This is a genomic window from Lonsdalea populi (genome assembly GCF_015999465.1).
Lineage (GTDB): Bacteria > Pseudomonadota > Gammaproteobacteria > Enterobacterales > Enterobacteriaceae > Lonsdalea > Lonsdalea populi.
The window spans coordinates 2,237,943-2,257,696 of the sequence record NZ_CP065534.1; the positions used below are offsets into that span (position 1 = coordinate 2,237,943).

General features: G+C 57.6%; 18 protein-coding genes. 9 read left to right on the forward strand and 9 right to left on the reverse strand.

Annotation, left to right across the window (positions count from 1 at the left end):
* Window positions 1-124 precede the first annotated feature (124 nt).
* Together cdd and I6N93_RS09850 are read left to right on the forward strand one after the other, a co-directional pair.
* Window positions 125-1,012 carry a cytidine deaminase gene (gene cdd / locus I6N93_RS09845; RefSeq protein WP_085684765.1) on the forward strand — a complete coding sequence of 296 codons (888 nt, stop codon included), beginning with the start codon at window positions 125-127 and terminating at the stop codon, window positions 1,010-1,012.
* Window positions 1,013-1,198: 186 nt separating this feature from the next.
* Window positions 1,199-2,896: an NAD-dependent malic enzyme gene (locus I6N93_RS09850; protein WP_085684767.1), complete on the forward strand. Its 1,698-nt coding sequence runs from the start codon at window positions 1,199-1,201 to the stop codon at window positions 2,894-2,896.
* Window positions 2,897-3,022: 126 nt separating this feature from the next.
* Here the strand turns inward: I6N93_RS09850 and gsiD are convergent, their stop codons facing one another.
* From gsiD to I6N93_RS09870, 4 genes are all read right to left on the reverse strand, one after another.
* The gene (gene gsiD / locus I6N93_RS09855) at window positions 3,023-3,928 is read right to left on the reverse strand and encodes a glutathione ABC transporter permease GsiD (RefSeq protein ID WP_085684769.1); all 906 of its coding nucleotides are present in this window, start codon (window positions 3,926-3,928) and stop codon (window positions 3,023-3,025) included.
* Window positions 3,929-3,936: 8 nt separating this feature from the next.
* On the reverse strand, window positions 3,937-4,857 hold the full coding sequence (gene gsiC / locus I6N93_RS09860) for a glutathione ABC transporter permease GsiC (protein ID WP_085684771.1): 921 nt from the start codon (window positions 4,855-4,857) through the stop codon (window positions 3,937-3,939).
* An 87-nt stretch (window positions 4,858-4,944) separates the two neighbouring features.
* Entirely contained in the window at window positions 4,945-6,486 is a 1,542-nt protein-coding gene (gene gsiB, locus I6N93_RS09865; RefSeq protein WP_085684772.1) for a glutathione ABC transporter substrate-binding protein GsiB, read from the reverse strand.
* A 26-nt stretch (window positions 6,487-6,512) separates the two neighbouring features.
* Complete coding sequence (locus I6N93_RS09870; protein ID WP_085684774.1) at window positions 6,513-8,411, reverse strand: dipeptide ABC transporter ATP-binding protein; 1,899 nt, start codon at window positions 8,409-8,411, stop codon at window positions 6,513-6,515.
* A 334-nt stretch (window positions 8,412-8,745) separates the two neighbouring features.
* Between I6N93_RS09870 and moeA the strand changes: the two genes are divergently transcribed.
* The 4 genes from moeA to I6N93_RS09890 all read left to right on the forward strand — a co-directional run bounded on the left by moeA (window position 8,746) and on the right by I6N93_RS09890 (window position 12,284).
* The gene (gene moeA, locus I6N93_RS09875; RefSeq protein WP_085684776.1) at window positions 8,746-9,975 is read left to right on the forward strand and encodes a molybdopterin molybdotransferase MoeA; all 1,230 of its coding nucleotides are present in this window, start codon (window positions 8,746-8,748) and stop codon (window positions 9,973-9,975) included.
* The gene (gene moeB / locus I6N93_RS09880; RefSeq protein ID WP_085684778.1) at window positions 9,975-10,751 is read left to right on the forward strand and encodes a molybdopterin-synthase adenylyltransferase MoeB; all 777 of its coding nucleotides are present in this window, start codon (window positions 9,975-9,977) and stop codon (window positions 10,749-10,751) included. The genes moeA and moeB overlap by 1 nt, the downstream gene beginning before the upstream one ends.
* A 150-nt stretch (window positions 10,752-10,901) precedes the next feature.
* Window positions 10,902-11,501, forward strand: coding sequence for a nitroreductase family protein (locus I6N93_RS09885; RefSeq protein WP_085684780.1), 600 nt, complete (start codon window positions 10,902-10,904; stop codon window positions 11,499-11,501).
* 228 nt (window positions 11,502-11,729) lie between these two features.
* Window positions 11,730-12,284 (forward strand): flavodoxin family protein, encoded by a 555-nt coding sequence (locus I6N93_RS09890; RefSeq protein ID WP_085684782.1) that lies wholly within the window; start codon window positions 11,730-11,732, stop codon window positions 12,282-12,284.
* Between the two features lie 72 nt (window positions 12,285-12,356).
* On the opposite strand, the gene I6N93_RS09895 is transcribed toward I6N93_RS09890, so the two are convergent.
* The 4 genes from I6N93_RS09895 to I6N93_RS09905 form a co-directional block, all read right to left on the reverse strand.
* On the reverse strand, window positions 12,357-13,292 hold the full coding sequence (locus I6N93_RS09895) for a lipid kinase (RefSeq protein WP_373853586.1): 936 nt from the start codon (window positions 13,290-13,292) through the stop codon (window positions 12,357-12,359).
* Window positions 13,293-13,610: 318 nt separating this feature from the next.
* Window positions 13,611-13,775 (reverse strand): YqaE/Pmp3 family membrane protein, encoded by a 165-nt coding sequence (locus tag I6N93_RS09900; protein WP_085684784.1) that lies wholly within the window; start codon window positions 13,773-13,775, stop codon window positions 13,611-13,613.
* Window positions 13,776-14,235: 460 nt separating this feature from the next.
* A complete protein-coding gene (locus I6N93_RS17465) occupies window positions 14,236-14,325 on the reverse strand; it encodes a hypothetical protein (protein WP_373853585.1) in 90 nt (29 codons plus the stop codon).
* Window positions 14,326-14,568: 243 nt separating this feature from the next.
* Window positions 14,569-15,609 carry a CAP-Gly protein gene (locus I6N93_RS09905; RefSeq protein WP_309251026.1) on the reverse strand — a complete coding sequence of 347 codons (1,041 nt, stop codon included), beginning with the start codon at window positions 15,607-15,609 and terminating at the stop codon, window positions 14,569-14,571.
* Between the two features lie 386 nt (window positions 15,610-15,995).
* Here I6N93_RS09905 and I6N93_RS09910 point away from each other — a divergent pair, with 386 nt between their 5' ends.
* The 3 genes from I6N93_RS09910 to I6N93_RS09920 all read left to right on the forward strand — a co-directional run bounded on the left by I6N93_RS09910 (window position 15,996) and on the right by I6N93_RS09920 (window position 17,716).
* Entirely contained in the window at window positions 15,996-16,445 is a 450-nt protein-coding gene (locus I6N93_RS09910) for a hypothetical protein (RefSeq protein WP_085684787.1), read from the forward strand.
* Window positions 16,446-16,550: 105 nt separating this feature from the next.
* A complete protein-coding gene (locus tag I6N93_RS09915) occupies window positions 16,551-17,282 on the forward strand; it encodes an isopentenyl transferase family protein (protein WP_176222509.1) in 732 nt (243 codons plus the stop codon).
* A 185-nt stretch (window positions 17,283-17,467) separates the two neighbouring features.
* Window positions 17,468-17,716 carry a DUF883 family protein gene (locus I6N93_RS09920; protein ID WP_085684792.1) on the forward strand — a complete coding sequence of 83 codons (249 nt, stop codon included), beginning with the start codon at window positions 17,468-17,470 and terminating at the stop codon, window positions 17,714-17,716.
* Window positions 17,717-17,851: 135 nt separating this feature from the next.
* On the opposite strand, the gene I6N93_RS09925 is transcribed toward I6N93_RS09920, so the two are convergent.
* Window positions 17,852-19,687 (reverse strand): ABC transporter ATP-binding protein, encoded by a 1,836-nt coding sequence (locus tag I6N93_RS09925; RefSeq protein ID WP_085684794.1) that lies wholly within the window; start codon window positions 19,685-19,687, stop codon window positions 17,852-17,854.
* Window positions 19,688-19,754: the final 67 nt, after the last annotated feature.

The window sequence follows — 19,754 nt, forward strand, 5'->3', positions numbered from 1 at the left end:
CAAAAATGGCGCTCAACTTTTCGTTCCATTTCATGTCATTGTGCTAAAGATCACATTTAAGCGGTTCGACTTCGGCTGTCCGCTATGCTTGAAAAAAGAACAATGAAATGAAAAGGGGACGTAAATGCAATCACGGTTTCACGCCGCACTCAACCAGTTACCCGAGGCGATGCAGGCGGTGCTCACGCCGATGCTTAATCGGGGAGATTTCGCCGCGTGGCTCTCCGCCGCAGACGTTGGACGTCTTTGTCTCGCCGGTCAGGTCGACGAAACGCAGCTCGCGCTGGCGCTGCTCCCGCTGGCGGCGGCCTGCGCCCATGCGCCCATCTCGCATTTTCAGGTCGGTGCGGTCGCCCAGGGCGCCAGCGGCAATTTCTATTTCGGCGCCAACATGGAGTTCCCCGGCCTGCCCCTGCAACAAAGCGTGCATGCGGAGCAAAGCGCCATCACTCATGCCTGGCTGCGCCATGAGCGCGCGCTGCGCACGCTGACCGTCAACTATTCGCCCTGCGGGCACTGTCGTCAGTTCATCAACGAACTCAACTCGGCAACGACGATCGCCATCAGCTTGCCCGAACGCACGCCTCAACCTCTCTCTCACTATCTGCCCGACGCCTTCGGCCCGCGCGATCTGAATGTCGCCGCGCTGCTGATGGATCAGGTTCATCACGGGTTGAGATTATATAGCGAGGACACGTTGGTGCAGGCCGCGCTGGCGGCGGCCAACCGCAGCCATGCGCCGTACACTGAAGCCTACAGCGGCATCGCCCTGCAGACCTACTCAGGCGCGATCTACACCGGCTGTTATGCAGAAAACGCGGCCTTCAACCCCAGCCTGCCGCCGCTACAGGCGGCGCTGAACCTAATGAATCTGTCCGGGGAAAAAACCGGGGATTTACGTCATGCGGTGCTGGTCGAACGGAAACAGGCCGTCATCAGTCAATGGAGCGCAGCCCAGGCCATGTTGGGGGCCTTGGGAGATGTTGATTTACGGTACGTAGTTATTACGTGATTGTTGTCCGAGGCTGAACAGGGTGTGACCTTGCTCACTTTTTAGTTGAATGCAAGTCATATGTAATTATTTTAATTAACATTGCCTGTACATATTCGGTGGGTTCTTTAAGATTTTAAAGACACTTCGTTTCATTGCTGCACCTGAACCCATTTCTGTTACCCCTAAAAAAAAGAGCTAAAAGTCATGGAATTAGAATATGAAAGTAAACGCCCCCTCTATATCCCTTATGCTGGCCCCATCCTGCTCGAATTTCCGCTACTGAACAAAGGCAGCGCCTTTACCGAAGAAGAACGATCGCACTTTAACCTGACCGGCCTGCTGCCGGATGCAGTCGAAACTATTGAAGAGCAGGCCGAACGCGCCTGGCGTCAATACGAAGGCTTCAAAAACGATATCGAAAAGCACGTCTATCTGCGCAACATTCAGGATACCAACGAGACGCTGTTCTACCGGCTTTTGCAGGGCCATCTGAGCGAGATGATGCCGATTATCTACACGCCGACCGTGGGCGAGGCCTGCGAACATTTCTCTGATATCTATCGCCGCGCGCGCGGCCTGTTCATCTCCTACCCGAACCGTGAGCATATCGACGATATGCTTCAGAACGCCACCAAACAAAACGTTAAAGTCATCGTGGTGACCGACGGCGAACGTATTCTGGGCTTGGGCGATCAGGGGATCGGCGGCATGGGCATCCCTATCGGCAAGCTGTCGCTGTACACCGCCTGCGGCGGCATCAGCCCGGCCTACACCCTGCCGGTGGTGCTGGATGCCGGCACCAACAACCAGCAATTGCTGAACGACCCGCTCTACATGGGCTGGCGCCACCCGCGCATTTCCGGCGATGAATACTACGCCTTTGTGGACGAATTTATTCAGGCGGTCAAACGCCGCTGGCCGAACGTACTGCTGCAGTTCGAAGACTTCGCACAGGGCAACGCCATGCCGCTGCTGAACCGCTACCGGGACGAAATCTGTAGCTTCAACGACGACATTCAAGGCACCGCCGCCGTGGCGCTGGGCAGCCTGATTGCCGCCAGCCGCGCCGCCGGCAGCCAGCTGCGCGACCAGACCGTCGCTTTCCTCGGGGCCGGTTCCGCCGGGTGCGGCATCGCCGAACAGATTATCGCGCAGATGGTGGCCGAAGGGCTGGCCGATGAAGAAGCCCGCTCTCGCGTCTTCATGGTCGACCGTTTCGGCCTGCTGACCGACAAGCTGCCAAACCTGCTTAACTTCCAAAGCCCGCTGGTGCAGAAGAGCGAGAACATCGCGCATTGGGACGTCAGCAGCGACGCAATCTCTCTGCTGGAAGTGATGCAAAATGCCAAGCCGACCGTGCTGATCGGCGTATCCGGCCAGCCGGGCCTGTTCACTGAAGAGATTATCCGTGAAATGAGCAGCAACTGCGCGCGTCCTATCATCATGCCGCTGTCCAACCCGACTTCACGCGTGGAAGCGCGTCCGGAAGATATCTTTAACTGGACCGACGGCACCGCGTTGGTCGCGACCGGCAGCCCGTTCGCGCCGGTCACGCATAAAGGCGAGATTTACCCGATCGCCCAGTGCAACAACTCCTATATTTTCCCGGGAATCGGTCTGGGCGTGCTGGCAAGCGGCGCGCGTCGCATCACCGACGGTATGCTGATGGCGGCCAGTCGCGCGCTGGCCGCCTGTTCACCGCTGGCGAACGACGGCAAAGGCGGCCTGCTGCCGGATATCGAAAAAATTCAGGACGTGTCTCACCACATTGCGCTGGAGGTTGCCAAGATAGCGCAAGAAGACGGCGTTGCGGAGGTCACCACCGAAGAAGCACTGATCAAGGCGATCGAGCACAACTTCTGGCAGCCGCAGTACCGTACCTACAAACGTACCTCGTTCTAATTAATCTCGCCTGTCCGCGTCGCATTCGACCCGCGCGGACGCATCCATAAAGACGCCGCGTTATATTCGACGCGGCGTCTTTGTTTTTCAAACGACGAGTCCGATTCAGACCGGTGAATAACATGGCTAAGACTTTAGCTTAGGATCCAGCGCGTCGCGCAAACCGTCGCCCAACAAGTTGAAAGCCAGCACCGTCAGAAAGATCGCCAGGCTGGGGAATATCGCTACGTGCGGCGCCAGTACCATATCCGAACGCGCCTCGTTGAGCATCGCGCCCCACTCCGGCATCGGCGGCTGCGCGCCCAGCCCCAAAAACGACAGGCTCGCGGCGGTGATGATCGACATCCCGATGCGCATGGTGAAATACACCACAATGGACGACACGGTGCCGGGCAGAATATGGCGCAGTACGATAGTCCAATCGGACGCCCCGATGCTGCGCGCCGACTCGATAAACGTCTGATGCTTTAACACCAGCGTGTTGCTGCGTACCAGGCGGGCAAAGGCCGGAATGCTGAAAATCGCGACCGCCACCACCACGTTCGCCATGCCGCTGCCCATGATCGCCACGACGGCAATCGCCAGCAGGATCCCCGGAAAAGCGAACAGCACATCGCAGATACGCATGATGAGGCGGTCCCACATCCCTTCGTAGTAGCCCGCCAGCAACCCCAGCGCCGTACCGATCGCCATCCCGACCATTACGGAACACACGCCGGACACCAGCGAGATCCGCGCGCCGAGCAGAATCCGGCTGAAAATATCCCGGCCGAGCGAATCCACGCCCAGCCAGTGCAGCGCGGACGGCCCTTCGTTCAACCGGTCGTAGTCGAAGTCATTTTCCGCGTCGAAAGGCGCCAGATACGGGGCAAACACCGCCACCAGCACCAGCAGCACGACAAAGATGCCCGCGACCAGCGCGACCCGCTGTTGGCAGAAGCGCCGCCAGAACTCCCGCAGCGGCGTCCGATATGTCCCTGCCGTTGCCGTCGGCATAGCCGCTATCGCGGCGTGACGTCGCCAGTTTTTCATCGTGTTCCTCACTGATAACGAATAGACGGATTGATGGCCGCATACAACATATCCACCAATAGATTGATAAGAATAAACTCCAGCGAAAACAGCAGTACTTCCGCCTGAATCACGGGATAATCGCGCATTTCCACGGCGTCCACCAGCAATCGCCCCAGCCCCGGCCAGTTGAACACCTTCTCAACCACGATGGAGCCGCCCAACAGGAAGCCGAACTGTAGCCCCATCATCGTCACAACCGGAATCAGCGCATTGCGCATCCCGTGCTTGACGATGACCATCGACTCCCTCACCCCTTTGGCGCGGGCGGTACGCATATAGTCTTCCTGCATCACCTCGACGAAAGACGCGCGGCTAAAGCGGGCCATCACTGCCGCCACCGCCGCGCCCAGCGTGATGGACGGCAGAATATAGTGCCGCCAGCTGTCAGCCCCGACGGTCGGCAGCCAGCCCAACTGCACCGAGAATATCTGCATCAACAGCATGCCCAGCGCGAAGGCCGGGAAAGAGAGTCCCGACACCGCCAGCGTCATCCCGACCCGGTCCGGCCAGCGATTGCGCCACACGGCGGAGACGATCCCCATGCTCATGCCAAACAGCGTGGCCCAGACCATGCTGCATACCGTCAGCCAAAATGTCGGCATGAAGCGAGTGGCGATCTCTTCCGTCACCGGCCGTTTGGATACCATCGAGTGGCCAAAGTCCCCCTGCAGCACATTAGCCAGAAAATGCAAAAACTGCTGCGGCAGCGGTCGATCCAGCCCCAGCTCCTGGCGCACCATCTGCACCACTTCGGCATCCGCATCCTGTCCGGCCACCAGACGAGCGGGATCGCCCGGCAGCAGGTGAACAAACAGAAACACCAGCACCATGACGATGAATAAGGTGGGGATGAGTCCCAGTAAACGTTTGAGAAAATAATTCAGCATTGACGCCTTTCCACATACGCTATTTCGCCGCCCGGCCGATACGCCGGTCGGAAAAGCCGCCGGTCTGAAGCCGGCGGCGCAGGTTGATTACTCAGTCAGGTCGGCGTTATCAAAACTGAACGAGGTGTCCGGCATCATGTAGAAGCCGGTCAGTTTCTTGCTATTGGCTGACACCAGTTTTTCCGTCACCAGGAACGCCCAAGGCGCATCCGCCCAGATCTTGTCTTGTGCGTCGGCGTAGAGTTTTTGCTTCTCGGCGCGATCCGTCGTTTTCAACGCGTTGGTCAGATCGGCGTCCACCGCCGGGTTGCTGTAGAACGCGGTATTAAACTGCGCGGGCGGCCAGGCGGCGGTCGAGAATAGCGGGCTCAGCGCCCAGTCGGCTTCGCCGGTAGAGGCGGACCAGCCGGTATAGAACATCCTCACCCCGCTCTCTTTCACGCCTTTGCCTTCCACTTCCGCGGCGCGCTGTCCGGCGTCCATCGCCGTTACCTGCACCTTGATGCCCACCTGAGCCAACTGCTGCTGGGTGAACTGCAAGACTTTTTGCGCCGTACTGTGGTTATGCGACGACCACAGCGTGGTGGTGAACCCGTTGGGATAACCCGCCTCTTTGAGCAGCTCGCGCGCCTTGGCCGGATCGTAAGGCCACGGCTTATACTGCACCGCATAGTCAATACCGGCAGGCAGCGGACCTTCGGACGGCACTGCATAGCCCGCGAACGCGACCTTAATGAGCGCATCCTTGTTGATAGCGTAATTGACCGCCTGACGGACTTTGGGGTTGTCAAACGGCTTTTGCGTTACGTTGAAACTGATGTAGCGATGCAGGATCGACGGCGACGCCGCCAGCGAGATAGCCTTGTCATTTTCCAGCAGCTTAGCCTGCTCGAACGGGATCGGATAAGCGAACTGCGCCTCGCTGGTTTTCAACAGCGCCGCGCGCGTGTTGTTATCGACGATCGGACGCCAGGTGATGCTGTCCAACTTAGGCAGACCGGCCTGCCAGTAACCGGCGAATTTTTCCACCTTCACAAAGTCGGTCTGATTCCAGGTCACAAAGCGGTAAGGCCCCGTTCCGACCGGGTGGAAGCCGATCTCTTTGCCGTACTGTTTCAACGCCGCCGGTGAGATGATGACCGCCGCCGGATGCGCCAGATTGTTGACGAACGCGGAGAACGGCGTTTTCAACGTAATTTTCACCGTCAGCGGGTCGACCACTTCCGTGCTGGCGATGGACTTGAACAGATTGTAGCGCTTCAGGCGGTTGTCCGGGTTGCTGGCGCGGTCAAAGTTGACTTTTACCGCCTCGGCGTTGAAATCGGTGCCGTCGTGGAATTTCACGCCCGGCCGCAGTTTGATGGTGTACACGGTGCCGTCGGGGCTGGTCTGGTAGCTCTCCGCCAGCACGTTCGTCAGTTTCATGTCCTTATCAAAGCCGAACAGCCCCTGATAGAACGACTTGGCCACCGTCTGAGACAGCGTGTCGTTCGCGTCGTAAGGATCGAGCGTCGTGAAGTTGGAGGCGACGGCGATCACCGCGTCCTTCGCCGCCCATACCGGCGCGGCGGTCGTCGAAGCAACGATGCCCGCGGCCAACAGCCAGCAATGCGTCTTAACTGTTTTCATGTTGTGCATTCTCCTTGTGTTCCCTATCAGTAAGCGCCGGCGATGCGGTGGCGGGCGACGAAGTGCCGCTCTCCCACCTGCACCAGCGGAGCCGTCGCGGGCTCATCGCCCAATGCCCGGATCGGGCTGGGTATTTCATCAACCGGTAGCGCCAGGACCTGATGACGCCGTGAAGGATCGGGGCTGGGCACCGCCGCCATCAGCTTGCGGGTATAGGGGTGCTGCGGGTTTTCGAAAACGTCCCGACGCGTGCCGATCTCGACAATCTGCCCCATATACATCACCGCCACACGGTGGCTAATGCGCTCTACCACGGCCATGTCGTGGGAAATGAACAAAAATGCGGTGCCAAATTCGCGCTGAATATCCAGCATCAAATTGACGATTTGCGCCTGAATGGAGACGTCCAACGCCGAGACGGACTCATCGGCAATCACCACCTTGGGATTGAGCGCCAGCGCCCGAGCGATGCAGATACGCTGTCGCTGGCCGCCGGAAAACTCGTGAGGATAGCGCTGCGCATACTCCGGCAGCAAACCCACGCGCTCCAGCAGCGCGGCGACGCGCTGTTCCGCCTCCGCCCGACCGGCGACCTTGTGCACCAACAGCGGCTCCATGATGGAATACCCCACCGTCTGGCGGGGGTCCAGCGACGCATAAGGGTCCTGAAAGATAAACTGAATGTCCCGTCGCAGATGCTGCAACGTCGCCCCTTTTAGTGAGTTAATGCGCCGGCCATTAAAGGTGATCACGCCGTCCTGACTCTCAACCAGCCGCAACAACGAGCGGCCGGTGGTCGATTTACCGCAGCCGGACTCGCCGACCAGCGCAAGCGTTTCGCCCGGATACAATTCGAAGCTGACGTGCTCTACGGCATGAACCTGACGGGTGATCCGATTCAATAGGCCTGAACGCAGGGGAAAACGCGTCACCAGATTCTCAACCTGTAAGATTGGCGGCGCCTCGGCGGGAATGGTGTCCTGCGGAACAGCGGCGGCATCCTGCGGTTGCCCCGGCAACGCGAAAGGCAGAGGAAACGGGTGTCCGCGCATGGCCCCCAGTCGGGGAACCGCGGCCAGCAAAGCCTGCGTGTAGGGCTCTTGCGGCGCGGAGAACAGCGCATCGACGGCGCCGGACTCGACGCAGACGCCGCGATGCATGACCAGCACCCGATCCGCCATCTCAGCGACCACGCCCATATCATGAGTGATGAAGATCACCCCCATCTCCATCTCGCGCTGTAGTGTACGAATCAACTGTAGAATTTGCGCCTGAATCGTCACATCCAGCGCCGTCGTGGGTTCATCCGCAATCAGTAGCTTCGGACGGCAAGAGAGCGCCATCGCAATCATCACGCGCTGGCGCATGCCGCCGGAGAGCTGATGCGGATAACGCTTCATGACGTTGGCGGCTTCGGGGATCCGCACCCGCTCCAGCATATGCAGCGCTTCGCGTCGGGCGCTGGCAGGATCCAGCCCCTGATGCAGCCGCACCGACTCGGCGATCTGTTCGCCCATGGGAAAGACCGGATTCAGGGATGTCATGGGTTCCTGAAAAATCATCGCCATATCTGCGCCACGGATATGCCGCATTTGGGAGGGGGAAACGTGACGTAGATCGACGACGTCCCCACTGCGACGACGGAACCACAGTTCGCCGCTGGAGAACGCGCCGCCCGCCTGCTCGATGAGGCGCATCAGCGCCAGTGAGGTGACCGATTTGCCGGAGCCGGACTCTCCGACGATCGCCAGCGTTTCGCCGCGATCGACGGTGAAGGATAAGTCTTGAACCGCATCGACCCGGTTCTGATGCTGCATAAAATTAACGCCCAGTCCGCGAACGTCGAGTACACGGTGAGGGGGCAGCGTCTTTGCGCTGCCTGCCCGGGAGGTCGGTAATCGGTTTATCTGAGACGACAGGGTCATGTACGGTGAATCTCCCATAAAACTCGCTTCCCGCCGCTGTCGTTACGGGATCCTCATCGGGTTTCGACTATATTTAGCGCTGGCGTCAATGTAAAGAACAAATCCATCGGCGAGTTGATATAAAGATCTTTTATAACAAAAAGTTACCACACATAATCTCACGCTATAAGGTCGAAAAAACACCCTTATTCACATTTTCAACCTGCGGCGTTGCTCGTGCTCATCCCCCCGCGTTCGACGTTCTCCCCTCAGGCGTTCTCTGACATAATAATGGCATAGGAATCCTGTTCTCGCCTGCGATCTTGCCTGCAGCGGAATCTTTTGTGGAGCATTCATGAGCATATCCGGCCTTCTTTCTCTCAACCAGGCGTTGCAGCAAATGCTGGTGCAGATCGCACCGATCGCGGATACCGAGACGGTATCGATTTATCAGGCTGCTGGCCGCATCGCGGCGGCGCCGCTGACCTCCCCAATTAACGTGCCCCCGTTCGACAACTCCGCGATGGACGGTTACGCCGTGCGCGGCGACGAAGACTTCGGTCGTCCGCTGCCGTTAGCGGGAAAAGCCTTCGCCGGCGCGCCGTTCGAGGACGTCTGGCCCGCTGGCAGCTGTATTCGAATTATGACCGGCGCGCCCCTCCCCGCCGAAGCGATCGCGGTCGTCATGCAGGAGCACACGTCGGCATCCGAAGCGGGCGTTCAGTTTTTACACCCGATTGAGCCGGGGCAGAATATTCGCCGCGCCGGTGAAGATATTCGCGAACAGGAGTCCGTTCTGAATGCGGGGACGCGGCTCGGGACGGCCGAACTGCCGCTATTGGCTTCGCTGGGGATCGCGGAAGTGAACGTCTATCGCCGTTTGCGCGTCGCCGTGTTCTCGACCGGCGATGAGCTACAGCCCGTGGGGGAGCCTTTGCTGCCGGGACAGATTTACGATACCAACCGCTTCGCGGTGTGGTTGATGCTGGAAGCATTGGGTTATGAGGTGGTCGATCTCGGGATCATCCCTGACGATCCGGAGGCGCTGCGCCAGGCTTTTACCGACGCCGATGCCTGCGCGGATGTCGTCATCAGCAGCGGCGGCGTCTCCGTCGGGGAAGCCGACTACACCAAGTCGGTGCTGGATGAGCTAGGCGACATCCATTTCTGGAAGCTGGCGATCAAACCGGGCAAGCCGTTTGCCTTCGGCAAGCTCCCCCACGCCTGGTTTTGCGGTCTGCCGGGGAACCCCGTCTCCGCCGCCGTCACGTTTTATCAACTGGTGCAACCGCTGCTGGCGAAATTGTCCGGCTATACGCAGTGGCGATTGCCCGCCCGTATGCGGGTCAAAACTACGTCCCCGCTGAAAAAAACGCCTGGTCGACTCGATTTTCAGCGCGGCATCTTTTCACGCAATGCGGACGGCGACATCGAGGTGCGCAGCACCGGTCATCAGGGCTCGCATGTATTCAGCTCGTTTAGTCAGGGTAACTGCTTTATCGTGCTCGACGCCGAACGCGGCCCTGTCGCCGCCGGCGAATGGGTAGAGATTGAGCCGTTCAGCCGCCTGCTGGAGGACCTATAATGGCGACGCTGACGGATGCCGAGGCGCTGCGCTATAACCGGCAGATTGTCCTGCGCGGCTTTGACTTCGACGGCCAGGAGGCGCTGAAAGACGCACGCGTGCTCGTCGTCGGTCTCGGGGGATTGGGCTGCGCCGCCGCGCAGTATTTGGCCGCGGCGGGCGTGGGTCACCTCACCTTGCTGGATTTCGATACTGTCTCGCTCTCGAACCTGCAACGGCAAATTCTGCATCGCGACAAGCGCATCGGCATGGCGAAAGTCGATTCCGCCGCCGTCGAGCTGCGAAACATCAACCCGCATATCACGGTGGAGCCGCTGGAAGCCCAGTTAGATGACCTCGCGCTACAGGAGCGCATCGCCGCGCATGACGTCGTCGTTGACTGCGCCGACAATCTGACCACCCGCAACCAGCTGAACAAGATCTGCTTCGAGCTGAAAAAGCCGCTCGTCTCCGGCGCGGCCATTCGTATGGAAGGACAGCTCGCCGTCTTTACCTACCAGCCGGATACGCCTTGCTATCACTGTCTCAGCCGGTTATTCGACGATAGCGCGCCGACCTGCGTGGAAAGCGGCGTCATGGCCCCGCTGGTCGGCATCATAGGTTCTCTGCAGGCAATGGAAACCCTGAAGCTGCTGACCCATTTCGGCGCCGTCAACGCCGGAAAGTTGCTGATGGTGGATGCCATGACGGTGCAGTTCCGCGAGCTGGCCCTGCCCAAAGATCCGGCCTGCGAAGTCTGTGGCAGTCAGCTTTCTTCATCCTCCGCTGATTCGTAAAATTTCGCCGTCGGCGCCCTCACAAGCCGCGCACATCTTCTATCATTAGTCAGGTATCTATCCCACGGCCGCTGACCGGCGTTGAAGCCGGGATTCAGCGGCGCCAGAGAGACTAAGGGAACTCGTCCCTTGCAAAAAGAGGATTTACCTATGAGTAACGCATTTCTCGAGGCCATCAAGGCCCGCCGTTCCATATATGCTCTCGGCCCCACGCTGCCCCTGTCGGAAGATCAGGTCACGCACATCGTCATAGACGCCGTCAAACTTAGCCCATCCGCTTTCAACTCGCAGACTTCCCGGGTCGTGATTCTGTTTGGCGAGCAGCATCGCAAGGTATGGGACATCACCCGGCGACAGCTGCAAAATATCGTGCCTGCCGAATCCTTTGAGCCAACCGATAAAAAACTGGCCTCGTTCGCCGCAGGCGCCGGAACGGTGCTGTTCTTCGAAGACACCGAGGTGGTGAAAGAGTTGCAGAAGAAGTTCGCCACCTACGCGGACAATTTCCCGGTCTGGTCGGAACACTCGACCGGCATCGCGCAATTTGCCGTGTGGTCGGCGCTGGCGCAGGAAAACATCGGCGCATCGCTGCAACACTACAACCCGCTAATCGATGACGATATCAACGCCGCCTGGTCCCTGCCGGCAAGCTGGAAGCTGCGAGCCGAGATGCCGTTCGGCGCTATTGAACAGCCTGCGGGCGACAAAACCTTTATCCCGGATGACCATCGTTTCCGTATCTTTAAATAACGGATCTGCGCGTCGCGGGCGTTCAGATCCGCGACCCTCCTCAACGTCTGCCTCCGCCGTCTTGTACCGTGCCCTGCCGTATCGCCGACAATTCCGTGACCAAAAACCTGCCGATTGTGTTGTCCCTGAGGGGGGACTAGTATCAATGAGTTCCTTTCCGAACACCCGGCGTATATGAAGCCTGTGGGCGTTCTGATTTCCCGTTGACTGAAACAGAGAGGCAAGCGCATGAGTAAAATCGCTGTGGTTTATTTTTCCGGCTATGGTCACACCAAGCAAGTTGCGGAAGTGGTGGCGGAGAGCGCCGGGGCGACATTGATCCCCATCGACAACAACGGGGACATTGAAGAGGCGGACTGGCAGACGCTGGCTAATGCCGACGGCATTATTTTCGGCTCCCCCACTTACATGGGGTCAGTCGCCTGGCAGTTTAAGAAATTTGCGGATGCGTCGTCCAAAGTCTGGGCCGAACGCGGCTGGCAGGACAAAGTGTTCGGCGGCATCACCAACAGCGCCAGCCTGAACGGCGACAAGCAGGTCACCCTCATCTATCTGCAAACGCTGGCCGCGCAGCACGGCGGCATTTGGGTCAGCCTGGGACTGCTGCCCGCCAATACGCAGGCATCGACGCGAAGCGACGTCAACAACCTCGGCGGCTCTGTCGGCGTACTGGTGCAATCCCCTGCGGACGCGGGCGCGGACGCCATCCCGACGGGCGATTTGGAAACCGCCAAACTGTATGGCGCCCGAGTCGCGGACATCACCCGCCGCCTGCGCGGCTAGTCAACGCCCGTACGTCGCCTTTAATACCCACAGGGACTCCCGCTCGGCGGCAGTCCTGTTTTTTTATATGCGTCACTTCAAGGCCGCCGGCGTCGGTCCCGCGCCGGGATCCGGGGCGAAAACCCGCACTGCGCTTCGGCGAATGCGGAATCTCGCGGGCGTGGTGCCGACAATCTCGCCGTCGGCGTTGATATCGTGAGGACGCGACGTCTGTAGCGTCAGCGCCGTCGTCGAAAAGGCCCGGACTTTACGCCAGCGTCCGTGGGTACCGCGACGCAGGAACGGGATCAGCGCAATCATCTCCCACCAGTGGTCGATTTCGAGACTATACACATCGAACAGGCCATCATCCGGTTTCGCGCTCTGCTCCACCGTCATCCCACCGCCGTAAAAACGCCCGTTGCCGACGGACACCTGCACGGTTTTGACCCGTTCGCGCTGGCCGTCGTGATCGATCTCCACGGTAAACGGCCGACTCTGCTTCAGCAGCCGGATGGCCGCCAGCGCATAGCCGACCGTACCCCAGCGTTTTTTCGATTTGGCCGACAACCCGCGCGCCATCGCGGCGGAGAAGCCGATGCTCGAGACATTGAAGAAAGGGTGGCCGTTGACCTCGCCCAAATCGATAGCGCGCACCGCACCGCGGGCGATGACTTCGACAGCCTGCTTAATATCACGGGGAATGCCCAGCGTTCTCGCCAGATCGTTCGCCGTTCCCAGCGGCAGAATGCCGAGCGGCAAACCGGTCTCCATCAACGCGTTCGCCGTGGAGTTCAGGGTTCCGTCCCCGCCGCCGACGATCACCATATCCACATGACCTGCGTGCGTGCGGATGACATCCCGATAACGGCTGTGCTTGTCCATTTTCGGAATCACGGGTTCGATGTGCTTATCGCGCAGCCATTGGGCAACGGCCTCGATCGAGGTATCGCCATTGCGGGCCTTTCGATTGACTAACAGTAGCGCACGGAAGCGGTAGGTCTCCGACATCTCTTGGGTATTCACCATAAGGCCTCTCTGACCCAGCACGGGAGAAAAACTCGCAAAGTTAACCACAGTAAAAATCGTCGGTACAGACTTTAGACCGCCGTTGAAGTGATAATAGACAAAACATTACATTCACTGCCGCGGCAGCGACTCGGTAGACGAACAAGCGCGTGCTCGCTCCGAGGAAAAACGTCGAAGCAATCGGGAAAATCGTGACGAAGACGGTAATGATCCTTATCACCTCACGGGGAGTCTCCGTACCCGCCTGCAATAAAAGCGAACGGTGGCGCCATTAGCGCCACGCTCTGTGAATCACAATGAAGTTAACGGTGCTGGTATTCAGGCATCCGATTTGGTCTGAACCCAGAAAGCATGGATCAGGCCTGGAATATACCCCAGCAGCGTCAGAATAATATTAATGATGAAAGCCCAACCCAGCCCTTTGCCTAACAGCACGCCCAGCGGGGGTAAAATAATCGTAAAAATAATTCTCCAGAATCCCATACATTTTCTCCATGAGAAGATAGCCAAGGTAACCATAGTCGCACGGCGTTAATATGCCAAATATCGGTATATCGAAGGCCGGTTTATTCGGACACCCTTCGACCCAATCCCTCTTTGGGATAGTTAACGGGTCACTCTAAACGTGGGCAACGGTCGAAATCCTCACGCACTTCGCCTGTGTCCCGATTCGTGTGCGCCGCCCGTCGTCAAACTGACGTCGCCGCCAGCACCAACCAGGTCAGGCTCTTAAACAGATATGGAGGTAAAAGACAAAAAACCAATCATGCTGATAGATCTCACCTCAAAATCATCATTTTCTCTAAATATTACCCATTGTTATTAACAAAAAAAACTAATCAGAAACAGTTGATAGTGGTGTATATATCTTAACAATTTTAGGAGGATGAATGGGCCGCCAACCTTCTCAGCCACCCCGGCGCTTGACCTCACCAGCGCCTAGCTACAGGGCCGGGACGCGCGATTTTATCTTTTCGGCCTTCTCTAGGCGATCCAGCTTCATCTCCATGATCCCCCCGTGTGCAACCTCCATGAGATGCTCGGGAGCAACATTTTTGTTGGCAAAAACGCACAAAAAGACAGCCCTACGTGGCTGCCTTTCGCTTTGATTTTGGCCTCACAGGCCCTGATGCTTTTCTCTTTCATTGCTGCTCGCACGCTTTCCCCTTCGGGGATAATGGCTATTGGCTTTGCCTACCATCGCACCCGCTTTACGAAAGCGCGCGAGCAGAGGGGACAGACGCGGAGTAAGAGCTTTTACTCTCGCCCGCACGTCTTAGGCATGTGCGGAATATTTGAGGTGAGTCTTGACGCCCCACAGTCCGCCCAGCACGCTGACAACCGCGCCGATCAGCAGCGCAAAGAAAGACCACAGCGCGGCTTTAGCCATCATGCTGGCCGCCTGCGCAGCCTTGTCCGCCGCTTCCTGTTTGAATTCGGCGTACTGCTGTTTGGCCTGATTGATCTGGTCCTGCGCCTGACTCAGACGTTTGTCCACTTCCTGCGCCGCTTTATCGCGAGCCTGAATCATGTTGTCGATGGTTTTATCCACTTCTTGCGGCGTCATCGAGGTATTTTCCGTCAGCACTTTTTTCAGGTCGTCACGGTCGATGCCCTTGGAAATGGCGTCTGCGCGCGCTTTCAGTTTATCCGTCAGCCCCTGAATCACCGCGTCGCTGTTGTTCGGTGCGGTCGCCAGCTGTTTCACAGCCTGAGTGATATCGCCTTTGGCTTCCACCATCTGCTGCTTCAGATAATCCGGCTGCAGCGTCGGGATGTTGGATTTTTTCAGCGCGGCGGCAACGTCGTCCTGCACTTTATCGCTCTGTACGTCCGTATTAATGGTGAACTGGTCGAAGGCAGATTTACCCATCTCGCCCAAACCTGACGCGCCTTTGCCCAGCATATCGCCCGCGCCGGAAATGACCGAGCCGGAAGCAGAGGCGATAGAGCCCAGCATGTTCCCTGCCGTGCTCACGGCGGACCCAACCAGCATCGCGCCCAGAATCGCCGCCACAATCAGTGAGGTAGCCCAAACCAGAAAACCGTGGATCATACCGTCGTTACCCGCCAGTCGACCGGCGACGAAGGCCCCGGCCAGCAGGCTGATGACGATAGAAACCGCGGTCCACAGGCCAAAGGCCATACCGGCGCCATGAGTAGGATTTTCGGCGTTGGGATCGACAATCGCGAATCCCATACTGGTGCTTAAGGTCGACAACAGCATGGAAACGGCGAGCACCGTGACCACACCACCGATAATGCTACCCCATGATATTGTCTTGAACGGTCTGATTTCATTGGTGACGTCCATCATTACTCCTTAGATTTTATGATACGTAAGATTACAATTTCTAATGAGTATAGACATAGAATCGCTCATCAAGTCTTGATATGTTTAACAAAAATAAACGTTCACGCATTGCGCGACACAGACCGGGAAACAGGTTTTTTTCCACAGGGCACAGCAGAGCAAGGAATAGACTGGAGCAACGACGGCGTAATAGAGACGCGTAAAGCGTATAGTCACCAGGAAGTTGAAAGAAACAGCAGTGCAAGGTTCATGGTTTTCATCTCACACGCCGCCCTATTTATCAATAGGGGTAAAGAAGGGCTCATACTCTATCGCTAAGTGACCCGAGGCATTCGATAAATATCGATTAATAAAACGAGTGATTATCGCCATAAAAGGATTGCATTCACATGGAAAAGTTAACGGCTCCGCTCTATTCAAACATGCTCAATAATCCGAGAGATTTCGAGCTAATAGCGGTTATGGAATTATTGAGTTTCGAAGATATCTCTTTTACATCAATTAATTATTATTTATCCGCTATATTTCTCTCTGATGAGCCGACGCCGTCGATGTTGAGGTCATCCATAGGTAACCGGCGTTTACTTATTAATTATCAGGGACCTATGGATGACCTTGAACCTCATGATGTCGTTTTGTTCTTTCCTCATAAAATTCAGTCAGTAGCCATCACTTCCAGCGACAAGACTCATAGAATAAATGAGTTCACGCGCAACGATATTCACGTATTAATCATTGAGCGTATTATTTCATCCCAAATAAAAATCGAGGCAAATGCCATCGATAGAAATAGGGAGTCGCATTATCCCTCCGTGAAATTGGTTATAAAAGTTGCCTGACTATTTCGGATAACTGGAAACCAGGTGCGCTCAATCACGTTAAAGAAGTCATTAATCGTTACAAGCACACCTGCTGTTCTAAATATCATGAGTGAGGAATATGCTATGAACACGACATTACATCTTATTTGGGGACCAGCGAGTACAGGGAAGACCGCGAAGTCGGTGGCCTTAGCGGAACGCAACGGCGCACCGGTGTTGGTCCTGGACCGTATACAATGTTGCCCTGATGTGGCGATAGGCAGCGGACGCCCGTCTGAACAAGAACTGCGCGGTACAAAGCGCGTTTATCTGAACTCACGGCCGATTGCACAAGGCATCATCTCCGCGCAGCAGGCCGTTGAGCGGCTGCATCAACTGATTGACCATTATTCCGCGATATATCCGCTTATCATTCTTGAGGGACGGTCGGTTTCCATATTGCAGGAAATGGTAAAACACCGAACCTGGGGCCAGCAATATGCCTGGTCTTTCGAACCCGTTCCCATGCCTTCCACCGAACATTTTCTGAAACGCGCCACCCAACGCGTATGGGAGATGTTTTACCCCGGCGACGGGCTGAAGTCGTTGCTGGATGAGATGGTGCAGATATGGGCGTATCCCGAGTACAGGTACACGCTCGCGGATATTGACGGCTATCGATGCATCATTAGCTATATGCATCAGCGGCGGCGACACGTAGATGAAATCCTCCACATGAGCCTTGATGAACACAAACAATTGGCGGAAGAAATCGCCCGGGAGTATTGGCAACATGCCCTATGGCAGCAAGAGAATTTTCCTGCTATTCCCCATACCTGGTGCCAGCCCCCGCGACGGTTGACCCAGAGTGATTGAGATTTCCCCGTCGGCCGTGCACGGCACTCGCCAGACCCGGTTATTTTATGCTTTTTCCGATGCGCCGATCTGATTCAACCGCGTCGAATACGCTACAAATAATAATTGAGATGTTTCCCAGCCAGCATTCCTGCCAGCCTTTGCTACGCTTACAGGGACATTTAGCCATTAGTTAAGGAGCTGGTATGTTCGGAAAAGCAGAAGATAAAGTAAACGAAGCGGCTGGCGCTGCTCAGGAAGCTGTCGGCGAGGCCACTGACTCACACGAGCATCAGTTCAAAGGGGCGGCTAAGAAGTATGCCTCTCAGGCCAGCTATGCCGCACGCGATGCGGCTGATGTTGTCAAAAGCCAGGTGAAATCCAACCCGATGGCAGGGGTCGCCATTGCCGCCGCTACCGGGATTGTACTGGGATTTTTACTCGGCCGTAAGTAACGAGTCAGCGATCACCACGTTCGCCGCTTTAGCGCGACAAGCACAAAGGCCCCTCACCGGGCCTTTTTTTTATCGGCGCGGAACAGACCGTCAGCGCGTCGCTGATCTGATTCCGGAGAGGAGGACGCCAACACATCACGAAGCGTCGGACGCCATCACCTGATGTCCGGGGCCTACTTCAAGATACACGCGCGGCGGCGGCACATAGCCCACAGGTCGCACCGAGCTTTTCAACTCTTCGATCGCCGCATTGCGCCGCATACCGCGACGCGCAGGATCCGGCACCGGCACTGCCGCAATCAGCTTCTGCGTGTACGGATGCTGCGGGTTGGCGAAGATCGCCTCGCGCGGCCCAATCTCGACGATTTCCCCGAGACGCATCACCGCCACCCGGTGACTGACGCGCTCCACCACCGCCATATCATGGGAGATAAACAGAAAGGCGATATTGAACTGCTCTTGCAAATCGAGCAGCAGATTACACACCTGCGCTTTTATCGACACATCCAGCGCCGAGACGCTTTCATCCGCAATGATGACCTTGGGATTCAACGCCAGCGCACGGGCAATCGCCACCCGCTGGCGCTGACCGCCGGAAAATTCATGCGGGAAGCGATCCATCATGGACGCCGACAGCCCCACTTGCTCCAGCAGTTTGGCCACCTTCTGCCGCGCCTCGGACGGCGTGGCCAGCCGGTGTTTGATCATCGGCTCGGCGACGGTCGCCCCCACCGTCATCCGCGGGTTAAGGCTGGAGAACGGATCCTGAAAAATCATCTGCGCGCTGCGGCGCATCGTGCGCAGGCCGACGACGTCAAGATTGAGCACATCGTAACCGTCCAGTTGAACTTCGCCGCTGTGCGGTTCGATCAGGCGAATGATGGAGCGTCCGGTGGTCGATTTGCCGCAGCCGGACTCACCTACCAGCGCCAGCGTCTCGCCCTGAAACAGATCGAACGACACATTCTCGACCGCATGCACCGCGCCGCTCGTTCGTCCCAGCAGGCCTGAACGAAGAGCGAACCGCGTCACCAGATTTTTTACGGACAGCACCGGCGTTTTGCCGCTCGCCACCGTGTTGGGCACGTTATTCGCAGGAAGGGCTTCGCCGCTCTGCATGTCGATGCGCGGGAAGCGCAGCGGCCAGGGCTGCCCCTCCATCGACCCCAGCGTCGGCACCGCGGCCAGCCGCGCCCGCGTGTAGGGGTGTTTGCCGTGGCGGAACACCTCCGCCGTCTCGCCCGTTTCCACCTGTTCGCCCCGAAACATCACCAGCGTCCGATCGGCAATTTCCGCCACCACGCCCATGTCATGCGTGATGAACAGCACCGCCATCCCCTCCTCTTCCTGCAGGGTTTTGATCAGGTCCAGAATCTGGCCCTGAATGGTGACATCGAGCGCGGTCGTCGGCTCATCGGCAATCAGCAGTTTGGGCTTAGAGGCCAGCGCCATCGCAATCATGACGCGCTGGCGCATACCGCCCGAGAATTGGTGCGGGTAGTCATCGAACCGCGCGGCGGGATTAGGGATGCGCACCTTGTCCAGCAGCCGGAGCGTTTCGGACCGCGCGGCCACCTTGCTCATTCCCTTATGCTGCCGCAACACTTCCGAAATCTGCCGCCCGATGGTGAACACCGGGTTGAGCGACGTCATCGGTTCCTGGAAAATCATCGCGGCGTCGTTGCCGCGCACTGCGCGCATCGCCTTCTCCGGGAGCGACAAAATCTCTTTTCCGTTTAACAAAATGCGGCCTTCGATATGGCTCGAACGCGGATCGAGCAGACGCATCACCGACAGCGAGGTGACGCTTTTGCCGGAGCCGCTTTCGCCGACGACGGCAACCGTTTCACCGGCTCTGACCTCGAAGGAGATCCCACTCACGACGGTTTTCCACACGCCGTCCACCCGAAAAGAGGTGGTGAGGTTCTGCACGGAAAGTACGCATTCCCGCAGCGGTTTTTGCTCATTCATGGCTCTGTCTCCCCGTGAGTGGCGGCCGTCTCCGCACACCGTATTGACCCGATTGTCTCGCTGCCTT